At 69.0% G+C, this 16851-nt stretch carries 19 protein-coding genes; 11 read left to right on the plus strand and 8 right to left on the minus strand.

All coding sequences use genetic code 11. The features are described 5' to 3' along the window. Window positions 1–20 precede the first annotated feature (20 nt). The 5 genes from UU7_RS09485 to UU7_RS09505 all read left to right on the plus strand — a co-directional run bounded on the left by UU7_RS09485 (window position 21) and on the right by UU7_RS09505 (window position 6141). Window positions 21–833 (plus strand): TorF family putative porin, encoded by an 813-nt coding sequence (locus tag UU7_RS09485; protein ID WP_007807708.1) that lies wholly within the window; start codon window positions 21–23, stop codon window positions 831–833. Window positions 834–909: 76 nt separating this feature from the next. Further along, window positions 910–1485, plus strand: a complete 576-nt coding sequence (gene kdpC, locus UU7_RS09490) for a potassium-transporting ATPase subunit KdpC (protein ID WP_007807711.1) — start codon at window positions 910–912, stop codon at window positions 1483–1485. Window positions 1486–1549: 64 nt separating this feature from the next. Further along, the gene (locus tag UU7_RS09495; protein ID WP_007807713.1) at window positions 1550–4216 is read left to right on the plus strand and encodes a sensor histidine kinase; all 2667 of its coding nucleotides are present in this window, start codon (window positions 1550–1552) and stop codon (window positions 4214–4216) included. A gap of 213 nt (window positions 4217–4429) precedes the next feature. Next, entirely contained in the window at window positions 4430–4963 is a 534-nt protein-coding gene (gene ssb / locus UU7_RS09500; RefSeq protein WP_007807715.1) for a single-stranded DNA-binding protein, read from the plus strand. A 107-nt stretch (window positions 4964–5070) separates the two neighbouring features. Beyond that, a complete protein-coding gene (locus UU7_RS09505) occupies window positions 5071–6141 on the plus strand; it encodes a DNA topoisomerase IB (protein ID WP_007807717.1) in 1071 nt (356 codons plus the stop codon). Between the two features lie 16 nt (window positions 6142–6157). Here UU7_RS09505 and UU7_RS18350 read toward each other — a convergent pair whose 3' ends face one another. Next, window positions 6158–6298: a hypothetical protein gene (locus tag UU7_RS18350; RefSeq protein ID WP_157582111.1), complete on the minus strand. Its 141-nt coding sequence runs from the start codon at window positions 6296–6298 to the stop codon at window positions 6158–6160. 310 nt (window positions 6299–6608) lie between these two features. Here UU7_RS18350 and UU7_RS09510 point away from each other — a divergent pair, with 310 nt between their 5' ends. Next, a complete protein-coding gene (locus UU7_RS09510) occupies window positions 6609–7157 on the plus strand; it encodes a type 1 glutamine amidotransferase domain-containing protein (protein ID WP_007807718.1) in 549 nt (182 codons plus the stop codon). Window positions 7158–7178: 21 nt separating this feature from the next. Here UU7_RS09510 and ligD read toward each other — a convergent pair whose 3' ends face one another. Both ligD and UU7_RS09520 read right to left on the minus strand, forming a co-directional pair. After that, window positions 7179–9713 (minus strand): DNA ligase D, encoded by a 2535-nt coding sequence (gene ligD / locus UU7_RS09515; RefSeq protein ID WP_007807721.1) that lies wholly within the window; start codon window positions 9711–9713, stop codon window positions 7179–7181. Window positions 9714–9725: 12 nt separating this feature from the next. Next, window positions 9726–10733: an SDR family oxidoreductase gene (locus UU7_RS09520; RefSeq protein ID WP_007807722.1), complete on the minus strand. Its 1008-nt coding sequence runs from the start codon at window positions 10731–10733 to the stop codon at window positions 9726–9728. A 208-nt stretch (window positions 10734–10941) separates the two neighbouring features. Here UU7_RS09520 and ku point away from each other — a divergent pair, with 208 nt between their 5' ends. The 3 genes from ku to UU7_RS18985 all read left to right on the plus strand — a co-directional run bounded on the left by ku (window position 10942) and on the right by UU7_RS18985 (window position 13019). Beyond that, entirely contained in the window at window positions 10942–11898 is a 957-nt protein-coding gene (ku, locus tag UU7_RS09525) for a non-homologous end joining protein Ku (protein ID WP_007807725.1), read from the plus strand. Between the two features lie 148 nt (window positions 11899–12046). Next, window positions 12047–12280 (plus strand): hypothetical protein, encoded by a 234-nt coding sequence (locus UU7_RS09530; protein WP_007807727.1) that lies wholly within the window; start codon window positions 12047–12049, stop codon window positions 12278–12280. 193 nt (window positions 12281–12473) lie between these two features. Continuing rightward, window positions 12474–13019, plus strand: a complete 546-nt coding sequence (locus tag UU7_RS18985) for a GIY-YIG nuclease family protein (protein WP_338000498.1) — start codon at window positions 12474–12476, stop codon at window positions 13017–13019. On the opposite strand, the gene UU7_RS09540 is transcribed toward UU7_RS18985, so the two are convergent. The 5 genes from UU7_RS09540 to UU7_RS09560 all read right to left on the minus strand — a co-directional run bounded on the left by UU7_RS09540 (window position 13001) and on the right by UU7_RS09560 (window position 16077). Continuing rightward, a complete protein-coding gene (locus UU7_RS09540) occupies window positions 13001–13198 on the minus strand; it encodes a hypothetical protein (RefSeq protein ID WP_007807733.1) in 198 nt (65 codons plus the stop codon). The two genes, UU7_RS18985 and UU7_RS09540, sit on opposite strands and share 19 nt — an antisense overlap. Continuing rightward, complete coding sequence (locus UU7_RS17415) at window positions 13199–13876, minus strand: DUF4142 domain-containing protein (RefSeq protein ID WP_007807735.1); 678 nt, start codon at window positions 13874–13876, stop codon at window positions 13199–13201. Between the two features lie 103 nt (window positions 13877–13979). Further along, window positions 13980–14348 (minus strand): response regulator, encoded by a 369-nt coding sequence (locus tag UU7_RS09550; protein WP_007807737.1) that lies wholly within the window; start codon window positions 14346–14348, stop codon window positions 13980–13982. Window positions 14349–14424: 76 nt separating this feature from the next. Next, a complete protein-coding gene (locus tag UU7_RS09555; RefSeq protein WP_007807739.1) occupies window positions 14425–15804 on the minus strand; it encodes a cation:proton antiporter in 1380 nt (459 codons plus the stop codon). A gap of 84 nt (window positions 15805–15888) precedes the next feature. Then, entirely contained in the window at window positions 15889–16077 is a 189-nt protein-coding gene (locus UU7_RS09560; RefSeq protein WP_007807740.1) for a hypothetical protein, read from the minus strand. 147 nt (window positions 16078–16224) lie between these two features. Between UU7_RS09560 and UU7_RS18360 the strand changes: the two genes are divergently transcribed. Then, window positions 16225–16416, plus strand: a complete 192-nt coding sequence (locus UU7_RS18360) for a hypothetical protein (RefSeq protein ID WP_007807742.1) — start codon at window positions 16225–16227, stop codon at window positions 16414–16416. Between the two features lie 140 nt (window positions 16417–16556). Next, window positions 16557–16736, plus strand: a complete 180-nt coding sequence (locus UU7_RS09565; protein ID WP_157582113.1) for a hypothetical protein — start codon at window positions 16557–16559, stop codon at window positions 16734–16736. The last annotated feature ends 115 nt before the right edge of the window (window positions 16737–16851 follow it).

Consider the following 16851-nt stretch of genomic DNA (forward strand, 5'->3'; position numbering starts at 1 on the left):
TCGACGCCGGAGTTTTCCCCATGAAAGTGCGTTCCCTCGCTGCAGCCGCAGCCCTGTTCTCCCTCGCCGGCCTCGCCGCGGTGCACGCCGACGGCGCGCCGGCCAGCCCGGTCAGCGGCAATGTCGCGCTGACCAGCGACTACATGTTCCGCGGCCTCACCCAGAGCTGGGGCCGGCCGGCGGTCCAGGGCGGCGCCGACTACGCCAGTCCTGACGGCTTCGCGGCCGGCTTCTGGGCTTCCAGCATCAGCGAGCGCAGCTACCCCGGCGGCGCGATGGAGCTGGACCTGTATGCCAGCTACGGCCAGTCCATCAACAGCGACTGGTCGTGGCGCGCGGGCCTGTACGGCTATGTGTATCCGGGCGCCAACCTCGACCAGGCTGGCCTGCCATCGCGCTCGCTCGACACCGTCGAGGCCAACGGCGCGTTGACCTGGAAGCAGTTCACGCTGAAGTACAGCCATTCGCTCACCGATTATTTCGGCGTGGACACGCAGCAGGGCTATCGCGGCGATTCGAAGGGCACCGGCTATCTGCAGCTGGACGCCACGTTTCCGTTGAACGATGCATGGAGCCTGGCACTGCATGCCGGGCATACCCACTGCACCACCACCCTGGCCACGCCGCTGGCCAACGGTGCGCGCGACCCCGGCTACAGCGATTTCGGCGCCACGCTGAAATATCAGGTCGCCACGCACTGGTCGTTGAGTGCGGGCCTCACCCATGCCACCAACGCGGATTTCTACCGCCGCACTTCCAGCTTCCTCGACGCGGGTGACACGCGCAATGTCGGCGGTTCGCGGGGCTTCGTGATGCTGCAGGGAACTTTCTAGTGCGATCTATCCATGATCGCGACGTGCCACGAGCGGCCATCCATGGCCGCACTTTCGATAAGAGCGGTGACTACCCATGAGCAAACTGTTGCGTCAATCCTTCGTCCTGCTGTTGCTGATGACGGTGATCACCGGCGTGCTGTATCCACTGGCCGCCACCGGGCTGGCACAGTTGATCTTTCCGCACCAGGCCAACGGCAGCCTGGTCGAGCGCGACGGCAAGCCGGTGGGCTCAGCGCTGATCGGCCAGTCATTCACCGACCCGAAGTATTTCTGGGGCCGGCCGTCGGCCACCGCGCCGAACCCGTACAACGCCAGCGCATCGTCCGCTTCCAACCAGGGACCGACCAACCCGGCGCTGGCCGACGCTGTGAAGCAGCGCATCGCCGCGCTGCGGGCGGCCGATCCGGGCAACGCCGCGCCGGTGCCGGTGGACCTGGTGACCGCCTCGGGCAGCGGCCTCGATCCGCAGATCAGCCCCGCCGCCGCGCAGTACCAGTTGGCCCGCGTGGCCCGGCTGCGGCACATGGATGTGGCCCGGGTGCGGTCGCTGGTGCAGCGCTGCACGCAGGGGCGCCAACTGGGCCTGCTGGGCGAGCCGCGGGTCGACGTGCTCAAGCTCAATCTGGCGCTGGACGCGGGGGCGCCATGATCGCCGGACTGTTCCCGGGTGTGGACGTGGCTGCCGGCGCCGATGCTGCAGGCGGGAAACCCCGATGACCGAACCGTCCCGTGAAGCCCGCGCCGATGCGCTGCTCAGCACCGCGCAGGAAGAACGTCAGCACCGGCTGAAGATCTTCCTGGGCGCTGCGCCCGGCGTGGGCAAGACCTACGCGATGCTGTCGGCCGCGCGCGAGCTGAAGCGCCAGGGCGTGGACGTGGTGGTCGGCCTGGTCGAGACCCACGGTCGCGCCGAGACCGCCGCGCTGATGGAGGGCATGGAGGTGCTGCCGCGCCGCGCGCTGAAGTACAACGATCGCGACTTCACCGATTTCGACCTGGATGCCGCGCTGGCGCGCCGGCCGGCGGTGCTGCTGGTGGACGAACTGGCGCACCGCAATTTGCCCGGTGCCCGGCACGAGCGCCGCTGGCAGGACATCGCCGAGCTGCTCGATGCCGGCATCGAGGTGTATACCGCGCTGAACGTGCAGCACCTGGAAAGCCTCAACGACCAGGTGCGACGGATCACCGGCATCACCGTGCGCGAGACGGTGCCCGATGCGTTCCTCGACCGCGCGCGCGACATCGTGCTGGTCGACCTGCCGCCGCGCGAGCTGATCGGCCGCCTGAAGCAGGGCAAGGTCTACGTGCCCGAGACCGCGGCGGCGGCACTGAACGCGTTCTTCTCGCCGACCAACCTGGCCGCCCTGCGCGAGCTGGCGCTGGAGACCATCGCCGGCCACGTCGACAGCGACCTGCGCGAGCACATGCTGGCGCGCGGCAGCGCGATGACCGTGCGCCGGCGCGTGCTGGCGGCGATCGACGGCCACGGCCAGAGCGACTATCTGGTGCGCGTGGCTCGCCGCATCGCCGAGCGGCGGGGCGCGCCGTGGAGCGTGGCCTGGGTCGACACCGGCGCGCGGCTGGAGCCGGCCCGGCGCGAACGGCTGGATGCCGCGATGCGGCTGGCGCGGCGGCTCGGCGGCGAGGCGATCATCCTGCGCGGCCATGCGATCGCCGACGAGCTGCTGGCACACGCCGACCGGGAGGGCGTGGGCCAGATCATCCTGGGCCGCACCCGCGAGCGACCGCTGGCGCGCATGCTGGGCATCTCGCTCACCCAGCGGCTGCTGCGCCGCGGCGCCCACATGGAACTGACCATCATCGCCACCCCGGTCGAGCGGGCGAAGGCGCGCCGGCGGCTGCGGCTGCCGCGCGAACGCGGTTCGCGCGGCGAGTACCTGTACGCCACGCTCGCCACGCTGGTCGCGTTCGGGCTGGCGTTCGTGGCCGACCGCTATCTGGCGGTGGCCAACCTGTCGCTGATCTTCCTTACCGCCGTGCTGGCGGTGGCGGTGCGCACGCGCATGGCCGTGGCCGTCTATGCGGCCATGCTGTGCTTTCTCGGCTACAACTTCTTTTTCGCGGCGCCGCGCTACACGCTGGCGATCGCCAATGTCGACGACGTGCTGGCGGTGACGCTGTTCCTGGTCGCCGCGCTGCTGTGCAGCCGGCTGGCGACGCGACTGGCCAGCCAGGTGGAATCGCTGCGCGCGGCGCATGCGCACGCGCGTGCGCTGCTGACGCTGGGCCAGCAGCTGACCAGCAGCACCGACGCCAGCGGCATCCGCGAAGCGGGCTGCAAGGCGCTGGCGCATGCGCTGCAGGGTGAGGCGGTGATCCTGGCCCGCGATGCCGGGCAGGTGCTGCGAGTGGTCGCCAGCGCGCCGCCGCAGGGCGAGCTCAGCCCGCAGGACCTGGCCGCGGCGGACTGGAGCGACCGTCACGGCGAACAGGCCGGCCGCTACACCGACACGCTCAACGGCGCACCATGCTGGATGCTGCCGCTGGGCAGCGAGGCACGGCCGCTGGGCGTGGCCGGGTTGCGCTTCGCCCCGGCGGGCGGCGAACCCGATCCGGAACGCCGCAGCCTGGCGCTGGCGATGGCGCAGGACATCGGCCAGGCGCTCGAGCGCGCGCGGCTCTCCGACGAGCTGGAAGGCGCCCGCGTGCAGGGCGAAACCGAGCGCCTGCGCAGTGCGCTGCTGTCGTCCGTCTCGCATGATCTGCGCTCGCCGCTGGCCTCGATGATCGGTGCCGCCGGAACCCTGATCAGCTACGAGCAGAAGTTGCCGGCGGAGGATCGACGCGCCTTGCTGGACGCGATCCTTGCCGAAGGGCAGCGGCTGGACAGCTACATCCAGAACCTGCTCGACATGACCCGCCTCGGCCACGGCACGCTGAAGCTCAACCGCGACTGGACCGACAGCGCGGAAATCGTCGCCGCCGCGGTGACGCGTCTGCGCAAGCTGTTTCCCGATCTCCACGTGGAAATCCTGATGCCCGCCGGGCCGGTGCTGCTGCATGTCCACGCGGCGCTGATCGAACAGGCCTTGTTCAATATCTTGGAGAATGCCGCGCGTTTCTCGCCCGCGGGCGAGGTGGTACGGGTGACGACCCGCTGCGCCGATGGCAGCCTGCTGATCGACGTGGCCGATCGTGGGCCCGGCATTCCCGAGGACGAACGCGCGCGCATCTTCGACATGTTCTATTCGGTGTCGCGCGGTGACCGTGCGCCGCAGGGCACCGGGCTTGGCCTGGCCATCTGCCGCGGCATGATCGGTGCGCACGGCGGCAGTGTGGAGGCGCTGCCCGGCGATGGCATCGGCACCATCATCCGCATCAGCCTGCCGCTGCCATCGCCGCCGGAAGCCGAACCATGAACAGGCCCACGCCGGGTGCCGGAGATGCGGCTGCCCGGCAATGACTGCTGCGCGAGCCTGGGCCGACCGCCAGCGAGGCATGCGGCCGACGATCCGTTCAGGTTCCACCGCTCTGGATCTGGGCCCGGTCGCAGGTATGATATCCAGCCAGTTTCATCACTCCGGCCGCAACCCATCGAGAAATTTGCGGCCGGCTCAACCGAGGACACATCCATGGCACGTGGCATCAACAAGGTCATTCTGGTCGGCAACCTGGGCTCGGACCCGGAACTGCGCAGCACCGGCAGCGGCACCAGCATCTGCAGCTTCAGCCTGGCCACCTCCGAGTCCTGGACCGACAAGCAGTCCGGCGAGAAGCAGGAACGCACCGAGTGGCACCGGATCAAGATCTTCGGCCGCCTCGGCGAGATTGCCGCCGAGTACCTGAAGAAGGGGCGCCAGGTCTACATCGAAGGCTCGATCCGCACCGACAAGTTCACCGGCAAGGACGGCGTCGAGAAATACTTCACCGACATCATCGCCAGCGAGATGCAGATGCTGGGCAGCAATGAAGGTGGCAGTGGCGGTGGCGGCGGTGGTGGCTACCAGCGCGAGCGTCCGCAGAGCGGCGGCGGCCAGCGCCAGGGCGGCGGCAATTACGGTGGCGGCCAGTCGCAGTCGCGCGGCGGCGACAACTACGGCAACCAGTCGCGGCAGGCGCCGGCTCCGGCCGACAGCGGCTTTGCGGATGACGAAATTCCGTTCTGATCCGCGCCAACCTGCGGCAAGCCGGAAAGCCCATGCACCGCATGGGCTTTTCCTTTTGTGCGGCAGGCTCACCTGTCGTTGACCCGGCCTGCGCATACTCGGCGCGAATGGCCAAGGATCCTGCGCATGCGAACGCTCCCGACCCGCGAATCGAAACGCGTGCGATGGGTCTGCTCCATGTCAGCGATGCGCAGCCGGGGCTGAGCCGGCGCCGGCGGGGCAAGGGTTTCAGTTACCACGACGCGGATGGCCGGGCGGTAACCGATCGCGACGAGCTGGCGCGCATCCGCGCGCTGGCGATACCGCCGGCGTATACCCGCGTGTGGATCTGCAGCCATCCGCGCGGCCATCTGCAGGCCACCGGCTACGACGCCCGCGGGCGCAAGCAGTACCGCTACCACCCGCGCTGGCGCGAGTACCGCGACCTGGGCAAGTTCGACCGGGTCACCGCCTTCGGCAAGGCGCTGCCCGGGTTGCGCCGGCGCGTGCGGCGGGATCTGGCCCTGGACGGGCTGCCTCGCGACAAGCTGCTGGCCCTGCTGGCCCTGCTGGTGCGGCTGCTCGACGAGACCCTGATCCGCATCGGCAACGACTGCTATACCCGCGACAACCGCAGTTACGGACTCACCACCTTGCGCACGCGCCACGTGCGCGCGCAGCGCGGGCGGCTGCGCTTCGCCTTCCGGGGCAAGAGCGGGCAGGAGCGCGAGGTGGAACTGGGCGACCGGCGACTGGTGCGGATCGTGCGCCGCGTGCAGCAACTGCCTGGGCAGCGGCTGTTCCAGTACATCGATGACGATGGCCGGCGCCAGCCGGTGGATTCGGGCATGGTCAACGACTACCTGCATGCAGCCTGCAGCGATGGCCGGGAGCATGGATTCAGCGCCAAGGACTTCCGCACCTGGGGCGGCACCGTGCACGCGGCGCGCATCCTCGCCGGCACGCCGCTGCCGCGCAAGGGTGGCGAGCAGGCGCGGCGCAGCGCACTGGCGAAAGCGGTCGCCGAAGTCGCGGCGATCCTGGGCAACACGCCGGCCGTGTGCCGCGGTTCCTACATCCATCCGCGCGTGCTGGAAGGCTGGCTGGACGGCAGCCTGCAGCGGGCGATCACGCCGGCCGTCGCGGCGCATCCGCGCCAGCTGGAGCAGCGGGTGCTGCGCTTCCTGCGCGCCGGTTAGCTGCGCTGTTGGCGGCTCAGGGTTGCGGGCTGGCGCTCGCCGGCGAACGGTCGTCCGGACGCGCCTCCTGGTGGGTGATGGCCAGGCAGAACCCGGCGACCAGCACCGCGATCAGGCCCAGCAACAACACGCGCAGGGCCACTCGCCGGCGGTTCATCGCGACGCCCCGGTTCGCCGGGCCAGCCTCGCCAGGCGGCCCGTGGGCACGTGCTCGACGGATGTCGCCAGCGCGATCACGAGCGGAGCCCCGTCGGCAGTGAGATCGACATGTCGTTGTGCCCGTGCAAGTGGGGGGATGCGGCGTTTCCGCGGCATGGTCGCCGAAACGCGGAAGCACCATCGCAGGCCACCGGTGCATGGGTTGTCAACGCACCGGCGCCCGCACCGGTCACGCGTTGCTCACGGCAAGGCGACGTCGGTTGTACGGTGCGTCGAACATGCTGCGGCTTTCGATCATGGAGCACGTCATGTCTTTCAATCTCACCGGTCGCCGCATCGCCATCCTCGCCACCGACGGCTTCGAGCAGTCCGAACTGACCGAGCCGAAGCGCCTGCTGGAACAGGCCGGCGCGCAGACCGACGTGATCGCGCCGGGTGGCGCCAGCCAGATCAGGGGCTGGAGCAAGGGCGACTGGGGCGAGCAGGTGGCGGTGGACGTGGCGCTGAAAGACGCCACGCCCGAGCCGTACGACGCCATCGTGCTGCCCGGCGGCGTGATGAACCCGGACAAGCTGCGGCTGGAACCGGCCGCCATCGCCCTGATCAAGGCTTTCGACGACGCGGGCAAGCCGGTGGCGGCGATCTGCCATGGGCCGTGGACGCTGATCGACGCCGGCCTGGTCAGGAACCGCCAGGTCACCTCATGGCCGTCGCTGCGCAAGGATCTGGAAAATGCCGGCGCGCACTGGCAGGACAGCGAAGTCGTGCGCGATGGCCAGCTGATCACCAGTCGCAAGCCCGGCGACATCCCGGCCTTCGCCGACGCCATCATCGACGCGCTGGGCGCCACCGTGTAAGGCCATGGACGAGGGCGGTGTTCAGCCGAGCTTGTCCATCACCTCGTCGAGGTTCTGCCGCAGCTCGTCGATGCCTTCCCACGGATCGCTGCGCAGGCGCGCCAGCCGCTTCGGCGCGGAATGGATGTCGAAGTCGTGGCCGCTCTTCAGCTTGCCCAGTTCGTTCCAGCGCAGCGGCATCGCCACCGGCGCGCCGGTTCGCGCGCGCAGCGAGTACGAGGCCACGCTGGTGGCGCCGCGGCTGTTGCGCAGGTAGTCGATGTAGATCAGGCCGCCCCGCCGCGCCTTGCTGGCGGTGGCGATGAACTCCAGCGGATGGGCCTGCGCCAGCGAGCTGGCGAAGGCCTGGGCGAAGCCCTTTGCCTGCGGCCACGGACAACCGGGGTTGAGCGGCACCACCACGTGCAGGCCCTTGCCGCCGGTGGTGCGCAGAAACGACGCCAGCCCCAGTTGCGCCAGCAGCTTGTGCACCAGCCGCGCGGCGGCCGCCACGCGATCCCAGGCCACGTCCTCGCCGGGGTCGAGATCGAACACTACGCGGTCGGCCTGGTCCGGCTGCGCGATGGTCGCGCCCCAGGGGTGGAACTCCAGCGCGCCGAACTGCACCAGTTCGATCACCGAATCGGCATCGCGCGGATAGATGTAGGTGGCCTGGGCGCCGGACTCTTCCTTCAGCTTCGCGCTGCCCACGTGCTTCAGTCCCCGGATCATGTGCTTCTGGAAGAAGCAGGCCTTCTCGGTGCCTTCCGGGCAACGGATCACCGAGGTGGGACGATTCACCACCCCGGGCAGGAACCAGGTCATCACGCTGGCGTAGTAGTCGGCCACTTCCTGCTTGGTGATGCCGTCCCCGGGATACACCACGCGATCGGGATGGGTGATGGTGATGTCGGCGGCCGTGGCGCGCTTGCGACGAGCGGACGCCTTCGCGGCGGGCGCGCGGTCGGAGTCGATGAGGTCGGCGGCAGTCTTGTCGGTACGCATGGTCTTCAGGCTCGGTTGGCGCAACAGGTTCTTGTTGCCGATGCCGCGGTAATACACCTCGGCCACGGCCTTCGGCTCGACCCAGTGCGCGTCGCGCAGCAACGGATCGATCGCGGCAAGTTTCACGGTGGGTTTCCTGCGGCCCTTGTCGGCAAGCGTCTTGCCCAGTTGCCGCAGCTGTTCGTCGCTGAAGCCGGTGCCCACGCGGCCCGCGTACACCCAGCCGTCCTTCACCGACGGGTCGGGCCTGGCCAGCAGCAGGGACCCGAAACCGTTGCGGCTGCCCTTGGGCGGCGTGTAGCCGACCACCGCGAACTCGTCGCTTTCCAGCCGCTTGATCTTCAGCCAGTCGTCGCCGCGGCCGGGCCGGTAAGCCGAATCGACGCGCTTGGAAATGATTCCCTCCAGCTGCTGTTCGGTGGCCATCCGGAACGCGCCTTCGCCGTCGCCGATCGCATGGCTGCTGAAGGCCAGGTGTTTCGGTGCGTGGGCCAGCAGCTGTTGCAGCAGCTGCTTGCGCTCCACCAGGCGCACCCGCGACAGGTTGCTGCCTTCGAGGTGAGGCAGGTCGAACAGCATGTAGACCAGCGGCAACTGCGCCTCGCCGGACAGCGTCGCCTGCAGGCCGTTGAAGTCGCTGTGCCCGCGCGGATCGAGCGCGATCAGTTCGCCGTCGAGCCGGGCGGATTGCAGGCCCAGTGATTCCAGCGCCTGCACGATGTCGGGCAGGCGATCGTTCCACGCCAGCGCATTGCGCGACCACAGCTTCACCTCGCCATCGGCGATCGCGGCAAGGATGCGGTAGCCGTCCCACTTCACCTCGTGCAGCCATTGCTCGCCCTCGGGCGGAAACTCGCGCAGGCGCGCCAGCTCGGGCTTGAAGAACTCCGTGCCCGAGGTGGCCGGGCGCGCGCCGTCCAGCGCGGCGGCGGCCCTGGCCAGGCGCAGTCGCGGCACCTTCTTCCCTTTCGGCACGGCCTTCCTGCGCGCGGTGGATTTCTTCGCGGCCGCCCGGGTGGCCGGCGTTTTCGCGGCGGCACGGGTGCTGCGGGTCATCTTCGCGTCGAGCAGGTCGTCCGCTTCCACGTCGCCGGCGAACGCGTCTTTCGCCTTGATCAGGAACCACGCGGGCTGGCGCTCCTTGCGCCCGCTGCGCACCAGGTGCCAGCCGCCCTTGAGCCGCTTGCCGAACAGCTCGAAGCGCAGGTGACCCTTCAGCAACTGCGCCTCGGCGTCGCCCTCGGTGGTCCACACGCCCAGGTCGAACTGGTCGACGTGGCCCTTGCCGTAGCCGTGTTCAATGTCGCCCTCGAAACCCGCGTAGGAAATCGGGTGATCTTCCACCTCCACCGCGAGGCGTTTCACCTCGGGGTCGTAGCTGGGTCCCTTGGGCACTGCCCAGCTCTTCAGCGTATCGCCGACTTGCAGGCGGAAATCGAAATGGCGGCGGCTGGCGTGATGCAGTTGCACCACGAAGATGGCCCGGCCGCTGGCCTTGCCCGGTGCGTTGTCGGCCGGTTCGCGCGTCTTCGAAAAATCACGCTTGCGCTGGTAATCCCGCAGGTTGCCCATGATCGCTCCGGGTCAGCTGGTCGGTCCGCCCATCACCGGCAGCACCGCGCCGGAGATGTAGCTGGCGCACGAGGGCGCGGCGAGGAACACGTAGGCGGGGGCGAGTTCCTCCGGTTGCGCGGGGCGACCCATCGCGCTGGACTTGCCGAACTCGCGCACGCGTTCGGCCGGCTGGTCGGCGGGATTCAGCGGCGTCCACACCGGCCCGGGCGCGACCGCATTCACCCGGATGCCGCGCGACACCATGTTCGCGGCCAGCGCCCTGGTGAACGCATGGATGCCGCCCTTGGTCATCGAATAGTCGAGCAGCTTGTCGTTGCCGAACAGCCCGGTCTCCGAGCCGGTGTTGATGATCGAGCAGCCGCTGCCCAGGTGCGGCGAGGCGGCCCTGGCCATCTGGAAATAGCCGTACAGATTGGTGCGCAGGGTCTCGTCGAAATGGGCGTCGGTGATCTCCTCGATCGAATCGGCGTGTTCTTGGAAGGCGGCGTTGTTGACCAGCACGGACAGCTTGCCGAACGCTTTCACCGTCTTCGCCACCGCCTTGCGGCAGAACGCCGGGTCCCTGACGTCGCCCGGAATCAGCAGGCAACGCTGGCCTTCGCCCTCGACGTAGTCGCGGGTTTCCTCGGCGTCGGCATGCTCGCTGAGGTAGACGATGGCCACGTCGGCGCCTTCGCGGGCGAACAGCACGGCGACCGCGCGGCCGATGCCGGAGTCGCCGCCGGTGATCAGGGCGGACATCCCGGCCAGCTTGCCCGAGCCGGCGTAGTTGGGCGCCATGAACTGGGGGCGCGGGTCGAGATCCCGTTCGCTGCCGGGCTTCTTCTGGTGCTGCCGGGGCAGCGGGTTTGCCGGCTTCTTCGTTGCGGCTGCCGGTTTTTTCGCGGCCGCCTTGTTCGACGCCGGACTTCTGGACGCCTTCTTGCGCTGGTCGTCGCGATCGGTCGCGGCCTGGATCGCGCGCTGGCGCTCGAGCGTCGCCCTGGCCGTCTTGGCGGTGCGCCTGGTTGCTGCCATGGTCCGGTACTCCGTTGCGTGGGGATGCAAGCCACGCTAGCGGTCGCCGCGTACGCCACAGGTGAAGCAAGGGTCAGGGCGCATTTGACAGCGTGTCCACGCCGGCCCCGCGATAGTCCGCGCACAATGCCAGAGCGTGCCGCCGTCGGCGTGAGAACGCGACGCGCCGGCGTTCTGGTCCGACCAACCCTTGCCGGAGAGCGCCCGCATGGCACGTCCCATCTGGACCGGAACCCTTTCATTCGGCCTGCTCAACGTCCCCGTGTCGCTGATGTCCGGCGAACGCAGCGTCGACCTGCATTTCCGCATGCTGGACAGCCGCAGCAACACGCCGGTGCGCTACGAGCGCGTCAATGCCGAAACCGGCGAGGAGGTGCCGTGGAAGGAGATCGTCAAGGCCTTCGAATACGCCAAGGGCAGCTACGTCGTGCTGGAGCCGGAGGACATCAAGTCCGCCGCGGCCGACGGACGCGAGGTGGTCGACGTGAAGGCCTTCGTCGAGGCCGGTTCGATCGGCCCGGAATACTTCGAGAAGCCGTACTTCCTGGTGCCGGGAAAAAAGGCGGAGAAGGGCTACGTGCTGCTGCGTGAAGTGCTCAAGCGCACCGGTCGCATCGGCATCGCGCGGGTGGTCATCCGCACCCGCGAATACCTTTCCGCGGTGATGCCGCGCGGCAACGCGCTGGTGCTGATGCTGCTGCGCTATCCGCAGGAACTGGTCGACGCGGAGGATTACAGGATTCCCGAAGGTGCCGCGTCGGAATACCGGATCTCGCCCAAGGAGATCCAGATGGCCGAACAGCTGATCGAATCGATGAGCGACGAGTGGAACCCGGCCGAGTACCGCGACGAATTCCGCGACCGCCTGCGCAAGGTGATCGAGCAGCGGATGAAGTCGAAGGGCGTGGTGACCACCGAATCGGAAGACGAAGCCGACATGCCGGAGAACGCCACCACCAACGTGGTCGACTTCATGTCGCTGCTGCAGAAGAGCCTGGCCAGCAACAAGCGCACGCCCGCCAGGAAGACCGCCGCGAAATCCGCCGGCAAAGCCGCCCGCGGCAAGGGCACGGACAAGCCGGCGGACAAGTCGACGGCAGGGAAGAAGTCCACCGCAAAGAAGGCGGCCGCCAAGAAGCGTGCCGCGACCCGCAAGGCGGGTTGAGCGCCGCCGCGGGCCCGCGTGGAGACTTCTGTGCGTGCCGACGAAGCGTCGGTCCATCCGGCCGGGATGCACCCCCGGCATGCACGCTCCGGCGACGGCCATCGCGGAATACTTCGGACCCTGGCCATGAGATGCATGGAGAAACACGATGGGCAACACGAACCTTCCGCAGGCCGGCGCTGCGGACACCGACAACAGCAGGGATACCCGCAGCGGAAACGCTCAGCTCACGGATCGGCAGCGGAAGGAAGGCGACACCGGTCAGGAGCTCACGCCACCGGACCGGCCGAAAGACCCGCCCGTGAAAGCGGGCCGGGACGCCGACATGTCCGCCTATACGGGTCACGCCAACACGGGTCATTCACCCTCGGATGCCACCTGAGCAACGCCGCCGCGCAGCGGAGCCGTCACGGCGTTGCCTTGCAGCCCGGGTGACAACGATCGAGACTGGGGCGGGCGTTGTCACGCTCCGATGAACGCGAACAGGACCTCCCCTGGAAGACGAAGCGCCCCCCACCCGTCATGTCAGCCGCGGACGCACCTTCGTCTACCTGCTGCCGTGCCGCCACGAGGACATTCTCAAGGTCGGCTACTCGCGCGATCCGCTGGAGCGCTTCCGCACCCTGCACCGGCGCTTCTTCGAGTTCTTCGATCTGGATCGCGGCCTGCTGATCGACACCGAACGCCTGCGCGAGGCCCGCCAGGTCGAGCGCCTGTTCATCACCACGTTCGCCGCACAGCGGGCGCCGGCGCCGCTGGTGGTGCGCCAGGCCGCGGCGGGGCATACCGAATGGTTTCGCGGCATCGCGCCCGAAGCCGAGGCGCTGGCGCACCGGCTGCGCGACGAGCAGGGCTACACCTTGCACGCACCGCTGGGCACGTGGCTGCGGACACGCCTGGACGAACGCGCCGAAGCACTGTTCGGCTGGTCCGCGCGGATGCTCGATGCGCTGGAGTACGCCTACTTCAACGCGCCGGCCATGGCGGCAAGCAGCCGCGGCGCCGCGGCGTTGCGCGATGCGCTGGACACCTGTGCGGCGCTCGGCATGGATCTGTCCGCGCTGGTGCCTGCCCAGGTGCTGGACTGGTATCGCAGCGCCGACTACTTCGGCTCGCGCTGAGCCGACGGCGTCGCCTGGCCGCCCCGGCAATCGGCATGGCCGCAGTGGCAGCCCGAGGCCTGGTCGGAAGTGGGTGATTCCACCCGCTTGCGGCAGTGCTCGCTGCAATAGGCGTCACCGGCGGGAATCGCGCAGGTACAGGCGGGATGCGCGCAGCGCTGCTTTTCGGTGGTGTTCATTCAGTGGCTCCCATTGGCGCCGGTCGACATCGAACCGGCCGGCGCAGGTGTGGCCGCCGTGGCGGCACCGGCGGGACGAGTGTGGTCGAAGCTGGCGTCCATGGTGGCGTGATGGCTCATCGCTTCGTCCCGGCTGGCGGACATGTCCAGCTGGTCCTGCAACTGACGCGCCAGCTCCAGGTGCGTCTTCAGCGTGGGCAGGGTGGCCTGGGCAAACGCGCGCACCTCCGGGTCCTCCGTCCGCCCGGCTTCCGTGGTGAACAGCGCGATGGCTTTCTGATGATCCCTGACCATCGCCGCGGCCCAGGCCTTGTCGAACTTCCTTGCGTCGAGCGCCTTCATGGTGCTGGCCGACTCTTGTGCTTCTTCGCCGGGCGCCGCGGGCAGGCTGACCTGCCTGGCCTGCGCCAGCGCCCGCAGCCGCTCATTGGCCCTGGTGTGGTCGTCCACGATACGTCGGGCCAGCCGTTTCACCCGGGCCTCGGAGGACTTTTCCAGCGCCAGCTGCCCCATCCCCACTTCGGCCAGGCCATCGCTGGCCGCGCTTGCCACGAACTTGCTGTCGGCGGCGTTGGCCACCAGCGGGGCCCTGTCGTGGCCGGACTGTGCACAGGCGGCGAAGGCAAGGCCGGACAGCAGCAGGCCAGCCGCCGCTCGCATCAAGGGTCGCATCGACATGATGGTTGTTCTCTGTGGCCGGGGAGCGCTGATGAAACCGCGCGCCACGGGAAGCGCGCGTGATGCCTGCGTGCAATGAGGATGACGACGCTCGGCGGCTGCCTCAGAGTTCGCCGGCGCTGGCCTTGGCCACCACCGACAGCAGGGTCTGTCGGCCGTAGGGCTTGGGCAGGAATGTCACGTTCAGCTCGCGCGCCTCGGCGAACGCCTCGCTGTTGGCCGACGTGAGCACGATGGGCATGCGCAGGCCGTCGTCACGCAGGGTGCGGATGAGCGAGGTTCCGGTCTGGCCGCGGCCCAGGTACATGTCCGCCATCAGCACGCTGATGTCCGGCTGCTGCCGCGATATCGCGATGCCGGAGGCGAGATCGGCAGCCACGATCACCTCGTAGCCGGCGTGATCCAGCAACAGCGCCGTCAGTTCGCGAGTGTCGGCGTCGTCTTCGACCAGAAGAACCCGGTTGGCAAGCATCGAGCTGGCCCCTGTTGTCAAGCTCGCATGAAGATCGCATCGGCAGCGTCGCAGGAAGGTGAATGAGGGCCCGCACTCAGGGCTTGCGCGCGGTGTTCACGGACCTCGAGGCGCTGCGCCGATGCAGGCCGGCCTGTCGCCACGCCATCAGTGGCGGCGTGGTGATGCCATGCAGGACGATGCTCAGCACCACCGTGGTGATCACGAATTCCGCCACCACCGATGTCGCTGCGGAGCCCAGGCCATGCGTGGCGGCGTAGGCCAGGTAGTTCAGGCTGCCGATGCCGCGGATGCCGAACCACCCGAGCAGCAGGCGTCGCGAGCGGGGGATCTGCGAGCCGATCGTCGCCAGCCAGATCGCCAGCGGTCGCACCACGGCAAACAGCAGCAGCGCCAGCAGCGTGGCGGCGGGGTGCCAGTGGTTGGCGAACGCGGCGCCGAGCAGGAAGACCAGCGCGGCAGCGATCAGCCGCTCAAGCGCGTCGCCGAAGGAGAGCGCATCCGAGACCACCATGCCCATCGACGCGACCGGCTTGCGCGCCTGTTCCGGATTGCGGCGGCGGGGATCGATGAGCACTTCGGCTGGCGGATGGGTTGCCGTGCCGCGCTGGTCGTCCTGGTCGAGGTCCGGGTTCGGGTGGCGCCTGACCACGTGCAGCTCCACGTGGCGCAGGCCGAGCCCGGCGGCGAACGCGGCCAGGAAACCGGAGGCCGACAGCGCCGTGGCCGCGGCATACGACAGCGCCATCAGGGCCAGCGCCAGAAAATCGTTCGGCGTGACATCCGCGCTGGCGGTCTTCATGCGCACGCCGATCCAGCCGATCATCCAGCCCAGTGCGAAACCGATGCCCAGGCCGCCGACCAGCGGCCAGGCGAAGTCCAGGCCCAGCCATCTTCCCAGCGCGGTGGCCGAGCCATGGTCGCCCAGCAACAGCAGGGCCAGCACCACGAAAGGCAGGGCGGTGCCGTCGTTCAGGCCGGCCTCTCCGGACAGCGCGAGGCGCAGGCGATCGCGATCGCTGGCGTCGTCCACCGCGACCATGCTGGCCAGCACCGGATCGGTGGGCGCGAGGATGGCGCCAATCAGCATGGCCAGCGGCCACGACAGCGCGAACAGCCAGTGCGCCACCACGCCAGCGCCTGCCACGGTCAGCACCATCGCGGGCAGGGCCAGTCGCGCGGCGGTGCGCCAGGACGGATCGGAAAAGTCCAGGCGCAGCTTCAGCCCGGTCATGAACAACGACACCACCAGCGCGATCTCGGTCAGCCGGGCGATGCCATGTGCGTGCGCGGTGAGTTCGATGTCCAGCAGCTTCAGGCACCAGGGGCCGGCCACGACGCCGGCAGCGAGATAGAGGCTGAAGGTGGTCACCGGCAGATGCCTGATCCAGCCCGACGCCAGCGACATCAGCAGCAGGAGGAATCCGATGGATGCGGTCCAGCCAAGCAGGTTCATGGAGCGGCCGTTCGAAGGTGTCGCGCGAGCATGTCTTCCCCGCCATGAAATTCGCGGCAAGCGCGGGCGCGGACGGAGCCGCTGCTACGACAGCGACGCCTTCAACGCCGCCGCGAGCGCGGCATCCCCGTTGAGCAGTTCCCTCCAGCCGAGCGTCATGTCCCTGCGGTGGCCCTTCTCCACCAGTTTCAGACCGGCGGGATCGATGCTCAGCGTGCAACGGCGATCGTCGATCACCCGTTCGCGCCGCAGACGTTTGTTCAGCGGGGTCACCGATGGGTCCTCAGCGCTGATGCCCGGGTTTCGATCCAGCCGTGAGGCCGGCCCGGGCGACGGCACTCACGAAGGCATTGCACGAATATCACGCGGGCTGGGCGCGCAAGGGGCGAGGATCGGCAGCACCTCGCACGAGAGCCGATCATGCATCCATACTGTCCCGCCGTGGCCGTGGCCGCCAGCGCATCCGCAGGCGATCCCGAGTACCGGCCACCCGATCCGCCGCCGCCGACCTATCCCGATCCCGGCGAACCCTCGCCGCAGGCCCCGGCCGAGCCCGAAGTGCCGCCGCCCGATCCACCGGCCGATCCGCCGCAACCACCCACCCGCGCGTGATCCCGTCGGGCCGGCGCCATTTTCTTCGGGGTGGCGCGTCGACGGTTGCCTGGCCCCGGGTTTCCCGGCCCGGCAACTTTCCAGGTCCTGCAACTTTCCAGGTCTTGCAACTTCGCAGCCTTGCCACGCAGAGCATCGACATGAAAGCCGAGCCCACCCGCAGCCCTCCGTCCTCATCGGTTCCGCCGGTGCTGGACGGCCATCATCCGCCGGTTCCCGAGCCGCTCGAATGGCAGAAGCACCTGCCCGCTGCGGCGGATGCGGATGCCTCGCGCCGCATCCCGCGGGGGCGCCCGGCCAAGAAGCAGGGCGAACGCTAGACGCGCAGAGCCCGGCCGGTTCGCGGCTCCAGCGGAGCGCGTTGCCTGGGAATCGCGCGGCCGTGCGCCGTCGCGTGTCCCGGCTCACCACCACAGGCTGCCGGCTTCCAGGTCG

The organism is Rhodanobacter spathiphylli B39 (assembly GCF_000264295.1).
Taxonomy (GTDB): Bacteria; Pseudomonadota; Gammaproteobacteria; order Xanthomonadales; family Rhodanobacteraceae; genus Rhodanobacter; species Rhodanobacter spathiphylli.

Bases quoted from the DNA above. Each gene is read 5' to 3' on its own strand.
- UU7_RS09565 (WP_157582113.1), top strand. From the start codon at position 16,557: ATGAAAGCCGAGCCCACCCGCAGCCCTCCGTCCTCATCGGTTCCGCCG.
- UU7_RS09485 (WP_007807708.1), top strand. From the start codon at position 21: ATGAAAGTGCGTTCCCTCGCTGCAGCCGCAGCCCTGTTCTCCCTCGCC.
- UU7_RS18360 (WP_007807742.1), top strand. From the start codon at position 16,225: ATGCATCCATACTGTCCCGCCGTGGCCGTGGCCGCCAGCGCATCCGCA.
- ku (WP_007807725.1), top strand. From the start codon at position 10,942: ATGGCACGTCCCATCTGGACCGGAACCCTTTCATTCGGCCTGCTCAAC.
- UU7_RS09540 (WP_007807733.1), bottom strand. From the start codon at position 13,198: ATGAACACCACCGAAAAGCAGCGCTGCGCGCATCCCGCCTGTACCTGC.
- UU7_RS09555 (WP_007807739.1), bottom strand. From the start codon at position 15,804: ATGAACCTGCTTGGCTGGACCGCATCCATCGGATTCCTCCTGCTGCTG.
- UU7_RS09530 (WP_007807727.1), top strand. From the start codon at position 12,047: ATGGGCAACACGAACCTTCCGCAGGCCGGCGCTGCGGACACCGACAAC.
- ssb (WP_007807715.1), top strand. From the start codon at position 4,430: ATGGCACGTGGCATCAACAAGGTCATTCTGGTCGGCAACCTGGGCTCG.
- UU7_RS09510 (WP_007807718.1), top strand. From the start codon at position 6,609: ATGTCTTTCAATCTCACCGGTCGCCGCATCGCCATCCTCGCCACCGAC.
- UU7_RS09495 (WP_007807713.1), top strand. From the start codon at position 1,550: ATGACCGAACCGTCCCGTGAAGCCCGCGCCGATGCGCTGCTCAGCACC.
- UU7_RS18350 (WP_157582111.1), bottom strand. From the start codon at position 6,298: ATGAACCGCCGGCGAGTGGCCCTGCGCGTGTTGTTGCTGGGCCTGATC.
- UU7_RS09520 (WP_007807722.1), bottom strand. From the start codon at position 10,733: ATGGCAGCAACCAGGCGCACCGCCAAGACGGCCAGGGCGACGCTCGAG.
- UU7_RS17415 (WP_007807735.1), bottom strand. From the start codon at position 13,876: ATGTCGATGCGACCCTTGATGCGAGCGGCGGCTGGCCTGCTGCTGTCC.
- kdpC (WP_007807711.1), top strand. From the start codon at position 910: ATGAGCAAACTGTTGCGTCAATCCTTCGTCCTGCTGTTGCTGATGACG.
- ligD (WP_007807721.1), bottom strand. From the start codon at position 9,713: ATGGGCAACCTGCGGGATTACCAGCGCAAGCGTGATTTTTCGAAGACG.
- UU7_RS09505 (WP_007807717.1), top strand. From the start codon at position 5,071: ATGGCCAAGGATCCTGCGCATGCGAACGCTCCCGACCCGCGAATCGAA.
- UU7_RS09550 (WP_007807737.1), bottom strand. From the start codon at position 14,348: ATGCTTGCCAACCGGGTTCTTCTGGTCGAAGACGACGCCGACACTCGC.